14 protein-coding genes are annotated in these 17,414 nt (G+C 63.6%); 6 read left to right on the top strand and 8 right to left on the bottom strand.

Annotated features, from left to right (window positions below):
- Nucleotides 1–21: 21 nt before the first annotated feature.
- Nucleotides 22–1,050 (top strand): oxygenase MpaB family protein, encoded by a 1,029-nt coding sequence (locus HBA99_RS22535; protein ID WP_081347669.1) that lies wholly within the window; start codon nucleotides 22–24, stop codon nucleotides 1,048–1,050.
- Nucleotides 1,047–2,177: an NDMA-dependent alcohol dehydrogenase gene (locus HBA99_RS22530; protein WP_070951923.1), complete on the top strand. Its 1,131-nt coding sequence runs from the start codon at nucleotides 1,047–1,049 to the stop codon at nucleotides 2,175–2,177. Before HBA99_RS22535 ends, HBA99_RS22530 begins: the two co-directional genes overlap by 4 nt.
- Here the strand turns inward: HBA99_RS22530 and HBA99_RS22525 are convergent, their stop codons facing one another.
- Complete coding sequence (locus HBA99_RS22525; protein WP_070952413.1) at nucleotides 2,178–3,671, bottom strand: molybdopterin-dependent oxidoreductase; 1,494 nt, start codon at nucleotides 3,669–3,671, stop codon at nucleotides 2,178–2,180. It abuts the gene before it with no gap.
- 67 nt (nucleotides 3,672–3,738) lie between these two features.
- Here HBA99_RS22525 and HBA99_RS22520 point away from each other — a divergent pair, with 67 nt between their 5' ends.
- The gene (locus HBA99_RS22520; protein ID WP_030097296.1) at nucleotides 3,739–4,179 is read left to right on the top strand and encodes an AAA family ATPase; all 441 of its coding nucleotides are present in this window, start codon (nucleotides 3,739–3,741) and stop codon (nucleotides 4,177–4,179) included.
- 25 nt (nucleotides 4,180–4,204) lie between these two features.
- On the opposite strand, the gene HBA99_RS22515 is transcribed toward HBA99_RS22520, so the two are convergent.
- Both HBA99_RS22515 and HBA99_RS22510 read right to left on the bottom strand, forming a co-directional pair.
- A complete protein-coding gene (locus HBA99_RS22515; protein ID WP_070951924.1) occupies nucleotides 4,205–4,888 on the bottom strand; it encodes a DUF1361 domain-containing protein in 684 nt (227 codons plus the stop codon).
- A gap of 33 nt (nucleotides 4,889–4,921) precedes the next feature.
- The gene (locus HBA99_RS22510) at nucleotides 4,922–5,875 is read right to left on the bottom strand and encodes an alpha/beta hydrolase (protein ID WP_070951925.1); all 954 of its coding nucleotides are present in this window, start codon (nucleotides 5,873–5,875) and stop codon (nucleotides 4,922–4,924) included.
- Between the two features lie 146 nt (nucleotides 5,876–6,021).
- Here HBA99_RS22510 and HBA99_RS22505 point away from each other — a divergent pair, with 146 nt between their 5' ends.
- The gene (locus tag HBA99_RS22505; RefSeq protein WP_070951926.1) at nucleotides 6,022–8,217 is read left to right on the top strand and encodes an MMPL family transporter; all 2,196 of its coding nucleotides are present in this window, start codon (nucleotides 6,022–6,024) and stop codon (nucleotides 8,215–8,217) included.
- A 41-nt stretch (nucleotides 8,218–8,258) separates the two neighbouring features.
- Here HBA99_RS22505 and HBA99_RS22500 read toward each other — a convergent pair whose 3' ends face one another.
- From HBA99_RS22500 to HBA99_RS22485, 4 genes are all read right to left on the bottom strand, one after another.
- On the bottom strand, nucleotides 8,259–9,395 hold the full coding sequence (locus tag HBA99_RS22500; protein ID WP_070951927.1) for an acyl-CoA dehydrogenase family protein: 1,137 nt from the start codon (nucleotides 9,393–9,395) through the stop codon (nucleotides 8,259–8,261).
- 31 nt (nucleotides 9,396–9,426) lie between these two features.
- Nucleotides 9,427–10,404 carry an NAD-dependent epimerase/dehydratase family protein gene (locus HBA99_RS22495; protein ID WP_235732346.1) on the bottom strand — a complete coding sequence of 326 codons (978 nt, stop codon included), beginning with the start codon at nucleotides 10,402–10,404 and terminating at the stop codon, nucleotides 9,427–9,429.
- Nucleotides 10,383–11,666 carry an aminotransferase class I/II-fold pyridoxal phosphate-dependent enzyme gene (locus tag HBA99_RS22490; protein WP_235732345.1) on the bottom strand — a complete coding sequence of 428 codons (1,284 nt, stop codon included), beginning with the start codon at nucleotides 11,664–11,666 and terminating at the stop codon, nucleotides 10,383–10,385. Before HBA99_RS22490 ends, HBA99_RS22495 begins: the two co-directional genes overlap by 22 nt.
- A gap of 182 nt (nucleotides 11,667–11,848) precedes the next feature.
- A complete protein-coding gene (locus HBA99_RS22485; protein ID WP_070951930.1) occupies nucleotides 11,849–13,684 on the bottom strand; it encodes an acyl-CoA dehydrogenase in 1,836 nt (611 codons plus the stop codon).
- A 266-nt stretch (nucleotides 13,685–13,950) separates the two neighbouring features.
- Here HBA99_RS22485 and HBA99_RS22480 point away from each other — a divergent pair, with 266 nt between their 5' ends.
- Nucleotides 13,951–14,520 (top strand): DinB family protein, encoded by a 570-nt coding sequence (locus tag HBA99_RS22480; RefSeq protein WP_057968436.1) that lies wholly within the window; start codon nucleotides 13,951–13,953, stop codon nucleotides 14,518–14,520.
- On the opposite strand, the gene HBA99_RS22475 is transcribed toward HBA99_RS22480, so the two are convergent.
- The gene (locus HBA99_RS22475) at nucleotides 14,517–16,280 is read right to left on the bottom strand and encodes a serine/threonine-protein kinase (protein WP_070951931.1); all 1,764 of its coding nucleotides are present in this window, start codon (nucleotides 16,278–16,280) and stop codon (nucleotides 14,517–14,519) included. The genes HBA99_RS22480 and HBA99_RS22475 overlap by 4 nt on opposite strands.
- Nucleotides 16,281–16,392: 112 nt before the next feature.
- Between HBA99_RS22475 and HBA99_RS22470 the strand changes: the two genes are divergently transcribed.
- Nucleotides 16,393–17,355, top strand: coding sequence for an isopenicillin N synthase family dioxygenase (locus HBA99_RS22470; RefSeq protein WP_070952414.1), 963 nt, complete (start codon nucleotides 16,393–16,395; stop codon nucleotides 17,353–17,355).
- Nucleotides 17,356–17,414: the final 59 nt, after the last annotated feature.

The following is a 17,414-nucleotide window of genomic DNA, read 5'->3' as shown; positions in this document are numbered from 1 at the left end:
ACGACACAAGGAGGTTTCGTTGTGACTGCACTGGTGGAGTCCCCGGCAACGCAGGACCCGGTTTCGCGAGATTGGGCGCAGCCGGTGCCGGAGCTGTTCGATCCCCTCGGTGTGACCGCGTCCCTGGGTGGGCAATGGCTGTATCTGCCCGCTGTCGGTGCGGCGTTCATCATGCAGGGCATGCATCCGGTGATCGGGGATGTGACCGATCGGTACTCGGTGGCAGATCGAGACCCGGCGGGCCGGGCCATTCGTTCCTTTGACGCGGTGCAGCAGTGGATCTTCGGGGGTAAGGCCGCGATCGAGCAGGGTTACTGGTTACGCACGATGCACAAGCCGCTGCAGATGCAGGGTGAGAGCGGCGGGAGGCAGGGTAAGCACATCAGCGCCCTGGATCCGGAGGCGTATGCCTGGGTGATCGCGACGGCGTATGTGGCGGGGCGCCGGGTGACGCCGCGATTCCTGGGACGGGACCTGACCGACGAGGAAGACGAGCAGCTCTTTCAGGACAATCGTCTACTGGCCCGGATCACTCAGGTGCCCGAGCGTGGGTATCCCAGAACCCGCGCGGAGTTCTGGGAGTACTACGACCGCATGGTCGGGCAGGTTCTGATCAATCATCCTGCGGTCGCAGAGAATCTGGGGAAACTGGTCGATCCTTTGAGCGGCATCGAGGACTCACCGCTGCTGCGCCGGCTCCCGCGGTGGGTTCCCTCGAGTCTCGTGGTCGCAGCGTTAAAGCCCGTGCTGGCACCGATTTCCCGCGTTTTCTTCGTCCTGACTTTCGGGGCCATGGATCAGCGGGTGCGGGACATTCTCGGCGTCGCATGGACCCAGCGGGATGAGCGTCTGCTACGCAGGGTTTTCACCGCCTATCGTGCCGCCGCTCGGGTGCTGCCCGAGCGTGTCACCTATTCGCCGCTTGCCTACCATGCCCGCGAACATCAGCGAGTGATCAACCGGATGCGCGGCCGTGAACTGGCCAATTTCGCGGCGCACGACAAGGGCGAACCATCTGCCGTCCGGCGTGCCCAGCGGGCGAGTGCATGACGTCCTATCGTCGTTCTCACGCTTCGGTGATACGCAGCGTGCCAGGGGAATTCGAGCCCTGCGTGGTAGAGGTCGAAGATCCGCGACCCGGCGAGATCATGGTCCGGATGGCCGCGGTCGGTCTGTGTCACTCCGACGATCACATCGCTACCGGAGACTTCCCGGTGGAGATGCTGCCGATGTGTGGGGGTCACGAGGGCGCCGGCGTTGTGGAGAAGGTTGGCGATGGCACAACACAATTCGCCGTCGGAGACCATGTGGTGCTGACGTTTCTGCCCGCCTGCGGCCGCTGCCTGTGGTGTTCGCGCGGCATGCAGCAGCTCTGCGATGCCGGTGCCTATGCGCTCACCGGATCCAGATTCGACGACCCCACCAGCTACCGGCTGCGTCTCGACGGGCAGCCGTGTGGGCAGCAGCTGGGGCTCTCGGCGTTCAGCGAGTACACCACCGTATCGGTTCAGTCCGCGTACAAGGTTCCCAAAGAGCTTCCGTTGAATCGGTTGTGTCTGTTGGGATGTGCGATGGGCACCGGATGGGGTACCGCCGTCAACGCCGCCGCGGTCAAGCCCGGGCAGACGGTGATCGTCATGGGCCTGGGTGGAGTCGGTGCCGCCGCGGTCCAGGGGGCCGCGCGTTCAGGAGCGGCGAATGTTCTGCTGGTCGACCCGGTGGCGTACAAGCGTGAGGCGGCAAAAACATTCGGCGCGACTGAGGTGTTCGCCTCGATGGAGGAAGCCGCCGATCGGGCCCGCTCCTACACCAACGGACAGGGCGCGGACGCCACCATGATCACGGTGGGCCGGATGGAGCCGGGCGATCTCACGGCCGCTGTGGACTCCATCCGTAAGGGCGGCACGGTGGCGATGACCAGCATGGGCGCCTTCCGTCCCGAGGATGTGTCACTGGATCTGAGCATGGTCACGTTGATGCAGAAGACGATCAAGGGCGTTATCTACGGGAACTGGAGCCCGTTTGAGGCAGTGCCCACCATGCTGGCGCTCTATGCCAGCGGTGAACTCAAGACGGACGAGATGGTGACCCGCACCTATGCCCTTGACGAGATCGCTCAGGGATATCGGGACATGAAGCAGGGTAAGAATATTCGCAGCATTGTGGAGTTCGGCTAGTCAGGCCGCCACCGTGACAAGCCGTTTCGGATATCCCGTCGCCCCATCGGGTACGGGGGACGCGATCTGATCGGTCTGCACCGCTCCGGTGCCGTCGGTGGCGCGTGCGGTGATGATGTGTTCACCCGGCGTCGCCTGCCAACCGAACCACCATTGCCGCCATGTGTCGACCGAGTACTCGGGAGCAAGCGTTGCGGGCTGCCAGGGGCCGTCGTCGATCTGTACTTCCACCTTGGTGATGCCCCGATGCTGGGCCCACGCCGTGCCCGCCACGATCTGAGCACCTGTGCCCAGGCGGCCGCCCGTTCGGGGCGTGTCGATGCGACATCCCGTCTTGATGGGGCCTCGCGCCGACCAGCCGCGAACGGTCCAGTACGCCCGTGCGGTGTCGAATCGGGTGATCTCCCAGTCGACAACCCACTTGGTCGCGGACACGTAGCCGTACAGCCCGGGCACCACCTGCCGGACCGGGTATCCGTGCTCGACGGGAAGTGGTGTCCCGTTCATCGCAACGGCCAAGATGGCGTCACGGCCATCGGTGAGTACATCCAGTGGGGTGCCGGCCGTCCAGCCGTCGGCGCTCTTCGACAACAGCATGTCTGCATCACCGTGGACTCCAACGGATTCCAAGATCGCCTTGATGGGAAAGCCGGTCCACATCGCGTTGCCGATCAAATCTCCGCCGATCTCGTTGGAGACGCAGGTCAAGGTGACGGCGCGTTCCGTTGCCGCCATGGCGTGCAGATCTGACCACGTCAGGATGCGCGGGCGGTCGACCATGCCGTGAATATTGAGCTGCCACTCGGCGGTGGTCAGCTGGGGCACTCGCAGCGCCGTGTCGATGCGGTAGAAGTCCGCATTACCGGTGATGTAGGGGGCCGCACCTTTGACGTTGATGCCGTCGGGCAGCGGCGGAGCGGGCGCGACGGGTGCGGGCAGTACCGCGTCGCGGCGTTCCTCGGCGACGACGGCACCCTTGCTCCAGCGGTTGCCGAGCCAATAGGCGCCCGCTGATCCGAGGGCGAAAACCGCTGCTGCTCCGAAGAATTTGCGTCGGTCGGGCGCGTCCTGGCCATCGGCGCGGCCCACCAGGGCTCGCAGCACGAGCACTCCGGCCACGGCCGCGATCACTGATGGCCAGATCCAGGTGAACGCCCCGGTCGGCCGGGTTACCGCAGCCAATGCGCCGACGACACCGAGCACCGCGATAAGCGCCGAGCCATACCGTCGTTCTCGCTCCACGAGACCGGCGGTTGCCGCGAGTAGGGCGATGATCGCGGACAGGCACGCGAACAACACGGCTTTGTCGGAGGTACCGAAGACCCCGATCACCCATTCGCGTATGGCCGCCGGGGCGTGGTCGACGACCATGTTCCCGACCGCGAAAAAGGGTGCGGAATCCGGTGCGACGGCCGCGGCGGTCAGTTGTCCGGCCGCCAGCGCGGCGCCCGCAGCGATAAGGCCCGCGATGATCCGTCGTGCTGCCTGCTCCATCGTCACCTCCGTTTGGGGTCCACTCTTCTCCTGCTTTCAACGAGCCGCCACCGCATATGGTTCAGATGTGGCGCGGGTGTTGGTGACGGGCATGTCGGGAACAGGGAAGAGCACGCTGCTCGCGGAGCTGGCGCGTCGCGGATTTCGGACCGTCGACACCGACTACGACGGCTGGACACTGTCTGACGGCGGCTGGGACGCTGTCAGGATGGCGGCGCTGCTGAGCCGGTATCCGGATGTCGTTGTGTCCGGAACCGTGGACAACCAGGTGGACTTCTACGACAGCTTCGGCCACGTGGTGCTGCTCAGCGTGCCGTTGGAGGTTGCCATCGCACGGGTGAGCTCTCGTACCGACAACCCCTACGGTCGAACCGAAATCGAGCGTGCCGAGATCGCCCGGTACACCGACGAGGTGGAGCCGCTGCTGCGCCAGAGCGCCACCGTGGAATTGGATGGGCGCCTTTCCGTGGCCGAGCTGGCCGAACGCGTCGGGGCATTGGCGCGGTGATGTGTGAGACGGGGCCGAAGGGCTGTCAGACGGGCACCTTTGCAGCATTTGTTGGCAACCGGACCTTTTCGGAATTCTCGTCGGGAGCCGATAGCGACCACACGGTCAGGTAGGCCAGCCCGAAGAACGCGGCGACCGCCACGGCCACACCGGTGTGGGCCACAAACGCGAACGGAGAGCTGACCCATTCCAAGGTGCTCGCGGCGACCGCGCCGGGACGGTGAATCAGGTCCCAGGAGTTCCAGCGCTGGAAGCGGCCGATCACGACTCCTATCGCGCACAGCCCGACCGAGACGACGACGACTATCCACCCGGTGACAATGCCGAAATCACGCTGAATTCGCCGGTGCACCAAACGCAGTGAGACCACGCCGAGGATGATCCCGGTCCAGGCCGCGACGCCGTACTGCAGCACATGACGCCAGAATGCGATGCCGTCGATGAGGTGCACCAGATCGGTGACCAGATACGGTGCGTTGGGCAAGAATGCGAGCCACACCAAGCCAATCGGTATCAGCCAGATCTTGCGCCGGACGGCAGAGAATGCCAGTGCCGCGAAGACGGGCAGCCACGCCAGGAACAGATTCCAGATGAGGAACCGGGTGGGGTAGAACAGGGGAGCCGCCGGATCGGTGACCCCGAGCAGGAAGGTCAACAGACTGGTTGCGACCAGCGAGAGAACCAGCACGGCACGTCGGGCTTCGGTCATGCGTCAAGTTTGCCCGAAGATCGACTGAAGTGGTCAGCCTGCGACGGCGCGGATGAATCCGACCGCCGCATCCTCCAGTTGCTTCAGTCCAGGATCCTCCAGCGGATAGTGCCCGGCCTGTTCTAGCGGCACCACGGTCACCGGAACCTTGGTGATGGGGTCCAGTACCGGCCGACTGAATTCGTAAGGGGTCCATCGGTCTTCGTCGGGCTGGGTGAGGAGGATGGGACAGACATCGAAATCGGCGGGTTCGACGGCGGGTGCGTAGCTCATGTACTCGGCCAGGAACTTCACGCTGACCCAGTTGGCGGCGGACGTGCGGTCCTTCATGAAGATCTTCATCGCTGCTCGGCTGTTCGCCAGTGTGCTCATCTTCGCGGCCAGCCACATGGGGTAGCGCACCCGCCGGGCCGGTGTCTTGGCGGCGAGCCGCAGAAAAGGTACCCCGACGCGTGCGGTGAGCAGGTCGTGGGCGGTGCCGTCGGCCACCTCACGAACTCGCTGGTCCAGGAACGTCATGCCGATGACTCCGCGCACCGTGTCACGCGGCGCCTTGGCCGCGACGTGGTAGGCGAGCATCCCGCCGGCGCTCAGCCCGTACAGCACGATGGGTCGCACGTCGCGGCGGCGTTCGTACTCCAGATAGTCGACAACCAGGTCCACCCAGTCGCCGTATCCCGGTACCGAACCCGGTGCCACATCAGTGAGCCCGTAGCCGAGATTGTCGATCGCGATGGTCTCGAAGCCCCTGCCCGCTAACGGCGCACCGAGGATCAGCGACATCTGACGGCCGTTGGTGCCGACGCCGTGCAGCAGCACCACCTTCACCGGTGCCGCGGGATTGGGGTACCGGTCCAGGTGCACCTGGTTGCCACGCCAGTCCCAGAACTCCTCGTGCGGTGCCGTCGACTCGTCCAGGCGCAGCCGCTCGGGAAGGAGCATCTGGAGGTCTTTCCACGCGTGCTGGTCGCGGTAGTAACGAGGCATACGGCAACCTTAGGCGGGGTCTGATCACGGCGGTACCCCGGAATGCGGGAAGCCCTGCTTCCGGCGCTTCCTGAGCCGACGGCAATGCGAGGACCTGATTTTCTGAGGAGCTAATCCGCGCGGCGCCGACGGATACGATCTTGCGTGTGCTTACCGCGCTATCCCGCGTGATCATCAGAGCGCCCAAGCGGGTGCTACTCGGCGTTGTCTTGTTGACCGTGCTCGCCGCGGGGTTCGGCGCCAACGTTGCCGAACATCTGGGTACCGCCGGCTTCCAAGACCCGCATTCTTCCTCTGCGCGCGGAATGAGGCTTCTCACCGAAAAGTTCGGTCAAGGCGATATGGATCTGATGCTCGTGGTCCGTGTCCCCGGTGATGTCCGGGACCCGGCGGTCGCAGCGGCGGGTGCGAACCTGGTGCGCACCGTGCGAGATTCCCCGCATATCGCCGCGGTCTCATCTCCCTGGGACACCTCGCCGCAGGCCGAGAGCTTGATCAGTAGGGACCGAAAGACGGCGCTGGTAGTCGCGCAGGTCCTTGGCGGGGAGAACAGCGCGCCAAAGTATGCAGATGCGGTGGCCCACGAGGTTGTCGGTGAGCGCGACGGTCTTACGGTGTTGGCCGGCGGCACGGCGATGGTGGCCTCGGAGATCAACGAACAGTCAGAGAAGGACCTGGTCACGGCCGAGGCCATTGCCTTGCCATTGTCGTTCCTCGCACTCATCTGGGTGTTCGGTGGTTTGTTCGCCGCGCTGCTACCGCTCGTTGTGGGTGTCATGGCAATCCTAAGCACCTTTGGATTGCTCAGGGGTATAACGATTTTCGCTGATGTATCCGTCTTTGCGCTCGAACTCACCACGGCCATGGGTTTGGCCCTCGCGATCGACTACACGTTGCTGCTCGTGAGCCGGTATCGGGAGGAACACATCCGGCTCGGGGATCGCGATGAAGCCTTACGCAACGCGGTGGTCACGGCCGGGCGCACGATCCTGTTCTCGGCCTGCACGGTTTTCCTCGCGGTGGGCGCGTTGGCGGTCTTCCCGATGTACTTCCTGCGCTCGATGGCGTATGCGGGCTGCGGTGTGGTTGCCCTTGCCGGCCTCTACGCCGTTGTCGTGGCACCGACGTTGATCAAGCTCCTCGGTGACCGAATTGAATCGCTGAATATACGTAAACTCGTGCGGCACAAGGTAGAAACTAAGGAAGTCAAGCAAAGTCTCCTGTATTCGACTGCCTCTTTCGCGATGCGTCATGCGATTCCGTGCGCTCTGGTGGTCGTGGTGGTGTTGCTTGTTCTCGGGGCGCCGTTCGTTCGCGCGCGTTTCGGGCTGCCCGACGATCGGGTGCTTCCGACGAGTGCTCAGTCGCGACAGGTTGGTGATCTACTGCGCACAGAGTTCCCTCGCAACGACGCGATGGCCACGTCGGTTGTGATCCCGGACGCGCGGACCCTTGCCGCTGACGAGATCGCCGGTTATGCCGCCGAGCTATCGAAAGTATCTGGTGTCGTTGCGGTCTCGGCTCCCGGTGGCTCATACGTCCAGGGGCATGCTGCCGGTCCGCCGCAGTCCCCGACCGGGTTCAAGGACGGCAGCGTATGGCTTTCGGTGGTGATCGAAGATCCGTCGTCCGACTCGAAGTCCCGACAGGAACTCGACCGGCTGAGGACGGTTCCCGTACCGCGTGGTGCCGAGGCCCTGTTCACGGGTCCTCAACAGCTGAACCAGGATTCGGTGGACGAGATTGTCCGTCTCTTGCCGGTGGTGCTGATCCTCGTTGCGGCAACGACTTTCCTACTGATCTTCCTGCTCACAGGCAGTCTGCTGCTTCCGCTGAAGGCTCTGGTGCTCAATACGTTGTCGTTGTCGGCCACGCTCGGTGCGTTGGTGTGGGTGTTCCAGGAAGGGCATCTTGGGGGACTCGGAACCACGGCGACCGGCACGCTGGTAGCGGATGTGTTGGTGTTCTTGTTCGCGACAGCATTCGGTTTGTCCATGGACTACGAGGTGTTCCTGTTGTCTCGTATCCGCGAACACTGGCTCGCGTCGCCGCAGCGCACTGAGGACAACGCCGAGGCAGTAGCCCTGGGCATAGCGGGCGCTGGACGAGTGATCACCGCGGCCGCCACCCTGATGGTGATTGTCTTCGTGGGGCTGAGTAGCGGTCAAGTGTCCTTCATGCGAATGATTGGAGTGGGCTTGGCAGTGGCGGTTGTCGTAGACGCGACGCTCGTCCGCATGGTGTTAGTGCCGGCGGTTATGAAGTTGGCAGGCAGATGGAATTGGTGGGCTCCTGCGTCGCTGGTGAGACTCCATGCCAAGGTGGGCCTTAGAGAGGGTTGAGACGCGGCTAGAGGTGAGACGGATCTAGTCGAGAAGCGGCTCTATTCGGCGGTGAGGCTGATCTCGCCGCGCAGTTCGTGGTCAAGTAGGAACGCACCAGACTCGCGCATTGTCGGCGGGTGGAACGAGTAGGCCGAGATACACGAGGCGAGGTAGGCGATCTCGGGATCGGTGGCGAAGGCGACGCCGCCCATCCTCGAGACGATGCGGGCCACACTCGGCTGAAGGTGGTCGCGCAGACCCAGGCGGATCCACAACAGGTCAGCGAACAACGCGTCGCTTCGGTCTCCGGCGTCGTAGCGTTCACCAACCATGCGCAGTGCGCGCCAGACTCCTTCGATCGGCGAGAACAGCTCGACGAAATCGGCCTCGGTGAAGTCGCTGCGGTCGGCGAGTTTGAGCGCAAGGCGCGTCGCGGCCCCGATATAGCCCGCGGTGATGATGAGACCGAACAGGACGTAGCCCGACTTCTCGTTGCGGCCGTCCGGATCTTCCACATCGCTGACCATCATCAGTTCGTCGGGGACGAAGACGTCCTCGAAGATCACCGCGTGAGTTTGTGCTGCCGATAGCGGCGAGCTCGTCCACAGTGGTGCGACGCTGAGCCCAGGGCTGCCGTTCCAAATGAGCGTGATCGCCCGCTGCCCGGTGTCATTAAGAAGCACGCTTGCCATGATGCAATCCATGCTGTCGGCTAGGCTGCACGGCTTCTTCTGTCCGGTGACGGCGTAGCCGCCGTCGGCCGGTGCGGCTTCCATTGTCGGACGGAACACGCTGCCCGCGATAGTGCCTTCCGAGAAACCGGAGGCGAACACGGTCCGGTTCTCGATTAGCGACTTGATTAGACCCACGGTCGCCTCATCGGTTGTCGTGGCGAAGTCGGCCAGGCCGGCGACGGAGAGATAGTGCATGGTGGTCGCGGCGGCGAGCGACGGGCTGAGGTAACCGATACCTCGTTGCAGCTCAAGTGTTTCCACACAGGTCGCACCGAGGCCGCCGAGGTCCTTGGGGGCGGTCAACCGAGGTCCGTCGTGTGTCTTCCAGATCTCGACGACGTTCGTTCCTGGCTCTTCGGCGGTCATGAGACCAAGCGACTCCAGCTTGTCCGCCAGTTCCGGGAGATGCCTGCGGACGGCAGTGACATGAGACAGTCGCGATTCGAGTGCAGTGCGGTCCATGCTGACATCCTCTTGGTTGATTGGGTGTGAATTACTTTGTAGGCGAACGAGATACAGAGATATACCGGTTCAGTGCCTCGGCGGAGGTCATGGTAGGTCGCCAGTCCGTGGTCGATTGCAATAGGCAGGAGTCGAGTAACGGGTCGCCCAGCGTCACCCAGTGACCGGAGAACGGAGCAAGACGCAACCGGAACATCAGGTCTGCGCCAATCTTCAAGAGAGGCAATGGGCCAGAGATCAGCCGCGCCCTGCTCATGGAACAGATCTCTGTGACACTCGTGCAGTCCGCTGGGGCGACGTTGTATATGCCCGTCAATCCGTGTTTGAGGATGGTGGCGTAGGCGTCCACTAGATCTGTATCCCAAAGGAATTGGTAGAAGGAGCGTGCCGGCTCTGGGTAGAGCACCAGGTTAGCGAGGAGTGTCTTGAGGCCCGAGTTGGCGAAGTGCTCGCCTACTACGTAAGAGGGCCGGACGACGGCTAGCCTTGTGTCTCCGTCGCTGGCGTTCGCCCAGTGCCAGTTCGCCAGGTGCTCCATGAGTGCTTTATGAAAAAAGTAGTAATGCTGGGGGTCGCTGTCTCCGGATGGATAGCTCTGCTCTGGGAGCTGTGTGCCGGTGCCGCAGGCCGTGACGCCCAGCGCATTGGCGCTTGAGGTCAGGATGAGTTGGCCGATGCCTACTCGATTCGCTTGGGCGAGCAGTGTCCGGGTGCCCGTCACATTCACCTGATAGGCCGTGCGCTTGTCCCGAGGCTCTTCGACGCAATATGCGAGGTGGACGAGTGCGTCGTAGCCGGCGATCGGATCGAGGACAATCTGGCCGCTCAGATCCAGATGCATCTCGCGCAGCTTTGGGTGTTTCAGGCCCGTCTGTCGTCGGCCCAAGGCCGTCACCTCAGCGATGTCTTCGTTGCGCAGTGCCCAGGTGAGGATGGCCCTGCCGAAATCTCCCGTTGCGCCTGTGATGGCGAGGCGGAAGTCTGCGCTCATGCAGCAGCCAAAGCCCACGAGAGCTCTTTGGTAAGCACCTCTGCACACCAGATGACTTCTTCTTCGCTCAGCTCCGAGGTCATACACACGCGCAGAATCGGTTTACCAAGTGGCACTGCAGGATAGATGGCCGGGGTGACGAATACTCCCGCGTCTCTCAGCTTGTTCCAACTCAGGGCGGTCCGCAGCTCGTCGAACAATCGGATGGGAATGATAGGCGACCAGTCGGGGCTGAGTTCGTCTGGGCGGTGCAAGACGACATTGAGGGGTTCGAGCGACCGACGCATGAGCCGGGCGTTGCGCTCGAGCCTTCCACGACGTTCCCTCCCCTCTTCCCCGCGGATGACCTCGATCGCCGCGGTCGCGGCTGCCATGGACGCCGGCGTGCCGGAGGTGCTGAACCAGAAGGATCGTGCGCTGAGCCGGATCTCGTCGACAATGTCCTGCGAGCTTGCGATAAATCCGCCAAGCCCGCCAATGGCCTTCGATAACGAACCCATCAGGATGTCGACGTCTTGTGCGACGCCGTTGCGTTCCGCCAGGCCCGCACCTGTGGGGCCGAACACGCCGATCCCGTGCGCCTCGTCCACCATGAGCAAAGCACCGGCCGCCTTGCAGACCGCAACGATCTGTTCCAGCGGGGCGGTGGAGCCCTCCATGGAGTACAGCGAGTCAACAAGCACCAGTTTGCGCCGGAATGGTGTCTCGGCGTGACTGTGCAGGGCGGCAGCCAGGGATGCGACGTCGTTGTGGGCGAATTTGGCCTCTACCGCCTGGCTGAGCCGCACCCCATCACGGATCGAAGCGTGTGCGTAGGAATCCACAACGGCGAGACAATCGGGGCCGAGAAGTCCTTGAATCGCACCGACATTGGTTTGATAGCCGGTGGTGAACACCACCGCGTCCTCGTGGCCGAGCCACATCGCGAGCTGTTGTTCGAGAGCGACATGCACGGGATAGGTGCCGTTGAGTAATCGGCTGCCGGTGGTTCCGGTGCCGAAGTTCTGTGTCGCAGTGACAGCTGCGGCGATCACGCTGGGGTGGCTCGAGAGGCCAATGTAGGAGTTCGAGCCCAGTAGCACGCACTCGTGGCCCCGAACGTCGACCCTCGGTGGAACGCCGGGGTCAATCTGCTGAAAGAAAGGAAGCTGTCCGGTGGATGCGAAATGGCGGACCATGGCTATCCGCTGCCCAACGTCTTTTGCGATGTCGCCGGTTTCGGCATACTCCGTCGCGCTTTCGCTCTGAACCATCTCCGTCCAATCCTGGCCTGTAGCCATGAATGCTCGGCGCCGTTGCAGGCACACCTCTACTAACGATTCGTAGCTGTGCGTGGTTCAGATGGATGGGCCAAAGAATCTGTATTGGCCAATCAGTGAGAGCTCAGGCCGTAACTCTCGGCATCTCGAGATGCGCGAAGCCCCCGTCTCCAAGGGGAAACGGGGGCTTCGGCTGAGTGGGATCAGAAGGCGGCTTCGTCGAGCTCCATGATGTCGTTGTCGACGTTCTCCAGGATGGCCCGGGTCGAGGTCAGCTGCGGCAGCATGTTCTTGGCGAAGAACGAGGCAACCGCGATCTTGCCCTCGTAGAAGGACTTCTCGGCGCCGGTGGCGCCCGCGTCCAGAGCCTCGATCGCCACGGCGGCCTGACGCTGCAGCAGCCAGCCGATCAGCAGGTCGCCGACGCTCATCAGGAAGCGCACGGAGGCCGTTCCGACCTTGTAGACCTGGGTGATCTCCTGCTGGGCTGCCATCAGGTTGGCGGTCATGGTCGCTGCCATGCCCTGCACGTCTTCCAAAGCCGTTGCAAGCAGCGCACGCTCGGCCTTCAGGCGGCCGTTGCCGGTCTCGCTCTTGACGAACTCTTCGATCTGACCGGAGACGAAGGCCAGCGACTTGCCCTGGTCCTTGACGATCTTGCGGAAGAAGAAGTCCTGGGCCTGGATCGCCGTGGTGCCCTCGTAGAGCGAGTCGATCTTGGCGTCACGGATGTACTGCTCGATCGGGTAGTCCTGCAGGAAGCCGGATCCACCGAAGGTCTGCAGGCTTTCGGTGAGCTTCTCGTAGGCACGCTCGGAGCCCACACCCTTGATGATCGGCAGCAGCAGGTCGTTGAGCCGTACCGCTTCCTCGGCCTCCACGCCGTTGATGGCCTTGGCGGTCACGGCGTCCTGGAAGGTAGTGGCGTAGAGGTACAGCGCGCGCAGGCCCTCGGCGTAAGCCTTCTGAGTCATCAGCGAGCGACGCACATCCGGGTGGTGCGTGATGGTGACGCGGGGAGCGGTCTTGTCGGTCAGCTGCGTCATGTCCGCACCCTGCACGCGGGTCTTGGCGTACTCGAGCGCGTTCAGGTAACCGGTCGACAGAGTCGCGATGGCCTTGGTGCCCACCATCATGCGGGCCTGCTCGATGACGTCGAACATCTGGGCGATGCCGTTGTGCACCTCGCCGACCAGCCAGCCCTTGGCAGGAACGCCGTGCTGGCCCAGGCTCAGCTCACAGGTGGCCGAAACCTTCAGGCCCATCTTGTGCTCGACGTTGGTGACGAAGACGCCGTTGCGCTCGCCCGGCTCGCCGGTCTCGAAGTTGGGGATGAACTTGGGCACGAAGAACAGCGACAGACCCTTGGTGCCGGGGCCGGCGCCCTCGGGGCGGGCCAGCACCAGATGCATGATGTTCTCGAACATGTCATCGGAGTCAGCCGAGGTGATGAAGCGCTTCACACCGTCGATGTGCCAGGAACCGTCCTCCTGCTTGACGGCCTTGGTGCGACCGGCGCCCACGTCCGAACCGGCGTCGGGCTCGGTGAGCACCATGGTGGCGCCCCAGCCGCGCTCGGCGACGAATTCGGCCCACTTCTTCTGCTCATCGGTGGCGACGTTGTAGAAGATCTGCGCGAAACCGGCACCGCCGCTGTACATCCAGACTGCGGGGTTGGCGCCGAGGATCATCTCCTGAATGGCCCACATCAGCGAGCGCGGAACCGGGCTGCCGCCGAGTTCTTCGATCAGGCCGAGACGATCCCACCCGGCGTCGGTGACTGCCTTGACGGACTTCTTGAAAGCCTCGGGGATGGCCACCGAGTGGGTCTCCGGATCGAAGACCGGCGGGTTGCGGTCGCCTTCAGCGAAGGAATCGGCCAGTGGCCCCTCGGCGAGGGTGCGCATTTCGGAAAGGAACGTGCGAGCGGTCTCTTCGTCCAGCTCGGGGAATTCCTCACCACCGAAAACCTGCTGGATGTTGAAGAGCTCGAAGAGGTTGAACTCCAGGTCGCGGACGTTCGACTTGTAGTGGCCCATGTGCGTCATTGCTTTCTCTTGGGTCTGACCGTGGTCTCGTGGGGCTGTGCTGATATTCGGTTGGGTTCTTACTTCCGATTAAGTTACCCACCGGTAACAACTGAACTATACCGCTGAGTAGCGTATGACAAAAGTCCTGGACTTGTGGTTGTTGTCACAATTCGATATCGCAGGTCAGAAGGCATTTTCGCGGTTTCGGGGAGTGATGTCAGACCGGTGGTGTTGGCTTATGCGTGCCAGCTCACAGCCCCGAGAGGAACCCCCGTATGCCTGCCATGCCTCCGCCCGTTTCCACCGAGTTGGACGGCCTGATCGAGTACATCGCCGCGCAGCAAGATGCTTTTCGGATCGTGGCCTTCGGCCTGACCGACGATCAGGCTCGTCTCACCCCGACGGCGGGCACCTTGTCGGTCGGTGGGCTCATCAAGCACGTCACCAATATGCAGGCGGGCTGGACAGACAAGATTGTCGCCGCGCCCGATCCGGGGCCTGACCGCCACCGAGCCGATGACGAATTCATCTTGCGTGCGGACGAGACGCTCGCCGGGGTGCTGGCGGCGTACTCCGCGCAGTGCGAAGCAACACTTGCCGCGATCAAGGACAAGGGGCTGGAGACTCCGGTGCCCGTTCCGTCGGCGCCGTGGTTTCCCAAGGACGTCGACGCATGGAGTGTGCGATGGGTGGCCCTGCACCTCATCGAGGAGTTGGCCCGGCATGCCGGCCACGCCGACATCATCCGTGAGTCCGTCGATGGCGCAACGATGTACGAGCTGCTGGCGGCCGCCGAGGGCTGGGAGCCCACGGATTGGCTCACCCCCTGGTCTCCCAAGAACTAGCGGCCGTAACGCAGGATCTTCATGGCGGTCGCGAAGTTCAGGGCGGTTGCGCTGAGAGAGCCTGCCGCGTCGTTTCGGTTGGACGCACCGCTGGCCAGGATGTACACGAGCAGGCCGCGAACCACATTGAATGACACGTGCTGCCGAATGCTGTTCGCTCCGGATGGAAACATGAAGCACGATTCCGTTGCGGTGAGCTCTTTTTGGCCATTCTGGACCGGAGCAGGCTCATCGAACTCGAACGAGCATCGCCACGTGGTACTCGCGCCGGGGATCGTGTACGCGACCGCGTCGCACCTCTTCAATGCGTCGGAGGCACCGTCCGGGGAGAGGGCATCGGATGCCGGGACAACCCGGATCAGGATCTCCCTCTCGGGCTTCTTGCGATCACGCAGGTACAACGTCGGTGCCTCACGGCCCTGGGCGCGCAGCGCCCACACGGGATCAATGGTGTTGCAGCCCACTGGGGTCCCACCAATGATGGTGGCCGCACCGGGCGCCACGGCCGGGTTGAACTCGCCCGACCTGAATGTGGGCGAGGGGTTTTTCTCCCATCCGTCTGGATAGTCGAACTGGCCGGGCAGCAAGGTTTCTAGGACGGTGTTGGGCTGTCCGGCAAGCGATTCACCCGGCTTCACCGCCGAGGCGGTCGCGCCAGACGAGGGAGCGGGTTTACCCACACCATGGCGGGGCCAGATCACGACGGCGACCACCGTCGATGCGGCCAGCAGGGCGATGGCGCCGACAATCGCCACGATGCGCCTGTGCTTGACCAATGTTCGCGCGGAGTCTGTCGGTGTGGCGAGGTTCTGTACGAGATGGGGTGTGGGCTGCGGCCTCACGGTGGATACGGGTTGGGTCACAGTCTGCCGGTGCTGATGCGGGTCGGCCAGAATCTGTTGCGCGGCCTGGGCAAACTCCCCGGCACTTTGATACCGATCGGCGGGATTCTTGGCCATTGCCTTGGCGATCAATGCGTCCATTGACTCGGGCACAGAGGCGAACTGGGAGATGCGGGGCGGCGGCGCCGAAAGGTGTGCATTGATAACCGCGGGTAGCGAGCCCCCGGAGCCAAATGGTGGTTGACCCGTGAGCATCCGAAAGAGCGTGCAGCCCAAGGCATACACATCGGCGCGGCCGTCGACCACGGCGCCGGACAGCACCTCCGGTGCCGCGTACCCGATCGTGGCGGTCACGTTCCCCGCGGAGGTAACCGAGTTGCTGTCGTCGAGCGCGCGAGTGACACCGAAGTCGCCTAACATGATTCGTCGATCGCCTTCGGACAGCAGGATGTTGGCCGGCTTCACATCGCGGTGTACCAGACCGCGGGCATGCAGATAGTCGAGCGCCTTGGCTACCTCGCTGATGATGTGAATGGCGCGGGTGAGCGACATGCGCCCGTTCCTCGACTCCGAGTGCGCATCGCTGCCCTGGACGTATTGCATGGCAATCCACAGATCGCCCTCGGGCGTTTCGCCTCGGTTGTGCACCGTGACGATGTTGGGGTGATCCAGAGACGCGGCCAGCGAGGCCTCGCGCATGAATCGTGCCCGGAAGTCAGGGTCGCGTGAGGCCTGGGCGTTGAGGATCTTCAGAGCCTCAGGACGTTGCAAATTCGGATTGGCGGCCAGGTACACGGTGCCCATGCCGCCGCGACCGAGGACGCGCTCGACCTGGTATCCGGATATGGCCGTCCCCGGCGGTAGGTCTCCAGGTTGCTGGCTATCTGGACCCGACGGCGGCATCTCCGATGACGTCATTTCCCCTGTGCGTCCCTCTCGCCCGGCCGTGTGGTCATCGTACTTGTGATATTTCCTCATGGCGGTCAAGACGGTCGCCCCCGCGAGACCGGACGGGGGTCCATGGGGGGGCATGGTTGAGCTACCCGTCGTAGACCTTTCCGGCGACCCGGATCGGTTGCGTGCGGTGCTGCGCGAGGTCACCCATGAGGTGGGGTTCTTCTATCTCACCGGCCACGGTGTCTCGCCGCGGCTGGTCGACGAGGTGTTGTCGGCCGCTCGCAGGCTTTTCGCGCTGCCCGCGGAGGACAAGGATGCCATTGCCATGGTGCGCAGCCCCCATTTTCGTGGGTTTACCCGGCTGGGCGGAGAGCTGACCGGCGGGCTCACCGATTGGCGTGAGCAGATCGATGTCGGGCCGGAACGTCGGGCGATTGCGCACGGAAAGGATCTCGATTACCTGTGGTTGCAGGGGCCCAACCAGTGGCCGACGGCGGTGCCCGAGCTAAGAGCAGCCCTCGCGAGCTGGGACGCGGCGCTGGCTGCGGTGGGGCGAAAGCTACTGCGGGAGTGGGCCATTGCTCTTGGGTCTGCGGACGGAGTGTTCGACGAGGCTTTTGGCTCTGAACCCGCGACCCTGATCAAGGTCATCCGGTACCCGGCCCGCGGCACTACAGACCAGGGAGTGGGTGCGCATCGCGACTCTGGTGTGCTCACCTTGCTGCTGGCTGAACCGGACGTGGGCGGACTGCAGGTCGAGGTGGACGGCACCTGGGTGGAGGCACCGGGGCGTGCGGGTGCATTCATCGTGAACATCGGTGAGCTACTCGAGCGGGCGAGCGGCGGGTATCTGCGTGCGACGCGCCATCGCGTCACGCTGACGGGCACGCCTCGGATTTCGATCGCCTACTTCTTCAATCCCAGGCTCGACGCGCGTATCCCGACGCTGGATCTCCCGCCGGAACTTCGGGCGCGGGCTCGAGGTGCGGCGACAGACCCGGATGATCCGATCCATGCGACCTACGGCGAGAACGCCTGGAAAAGCCGGCTACGGGCGCATCCCGATGTGGCGGCCGCGCACGGGCATCTGCGCTAGCGATCTTCTGATTTCTCTCCGCGAACATTTGGTTCTCGAAATACTCGAGTTGTGGCAAA

Origin of the sequence: Mycobacteroides chelonae (assembly GCF_016767715.1) — a bacterium.
Taxonomy (GTDB): Bacteria; Actinomycetota; Actinomycetes; order Mycobacteriales; family Mycobacteriaceae; genus Mycobacterium; species Mycobacterium gwanakae.
This window is presented reverse-complemented; position numbering and strand designations above follow the sequence as displayed.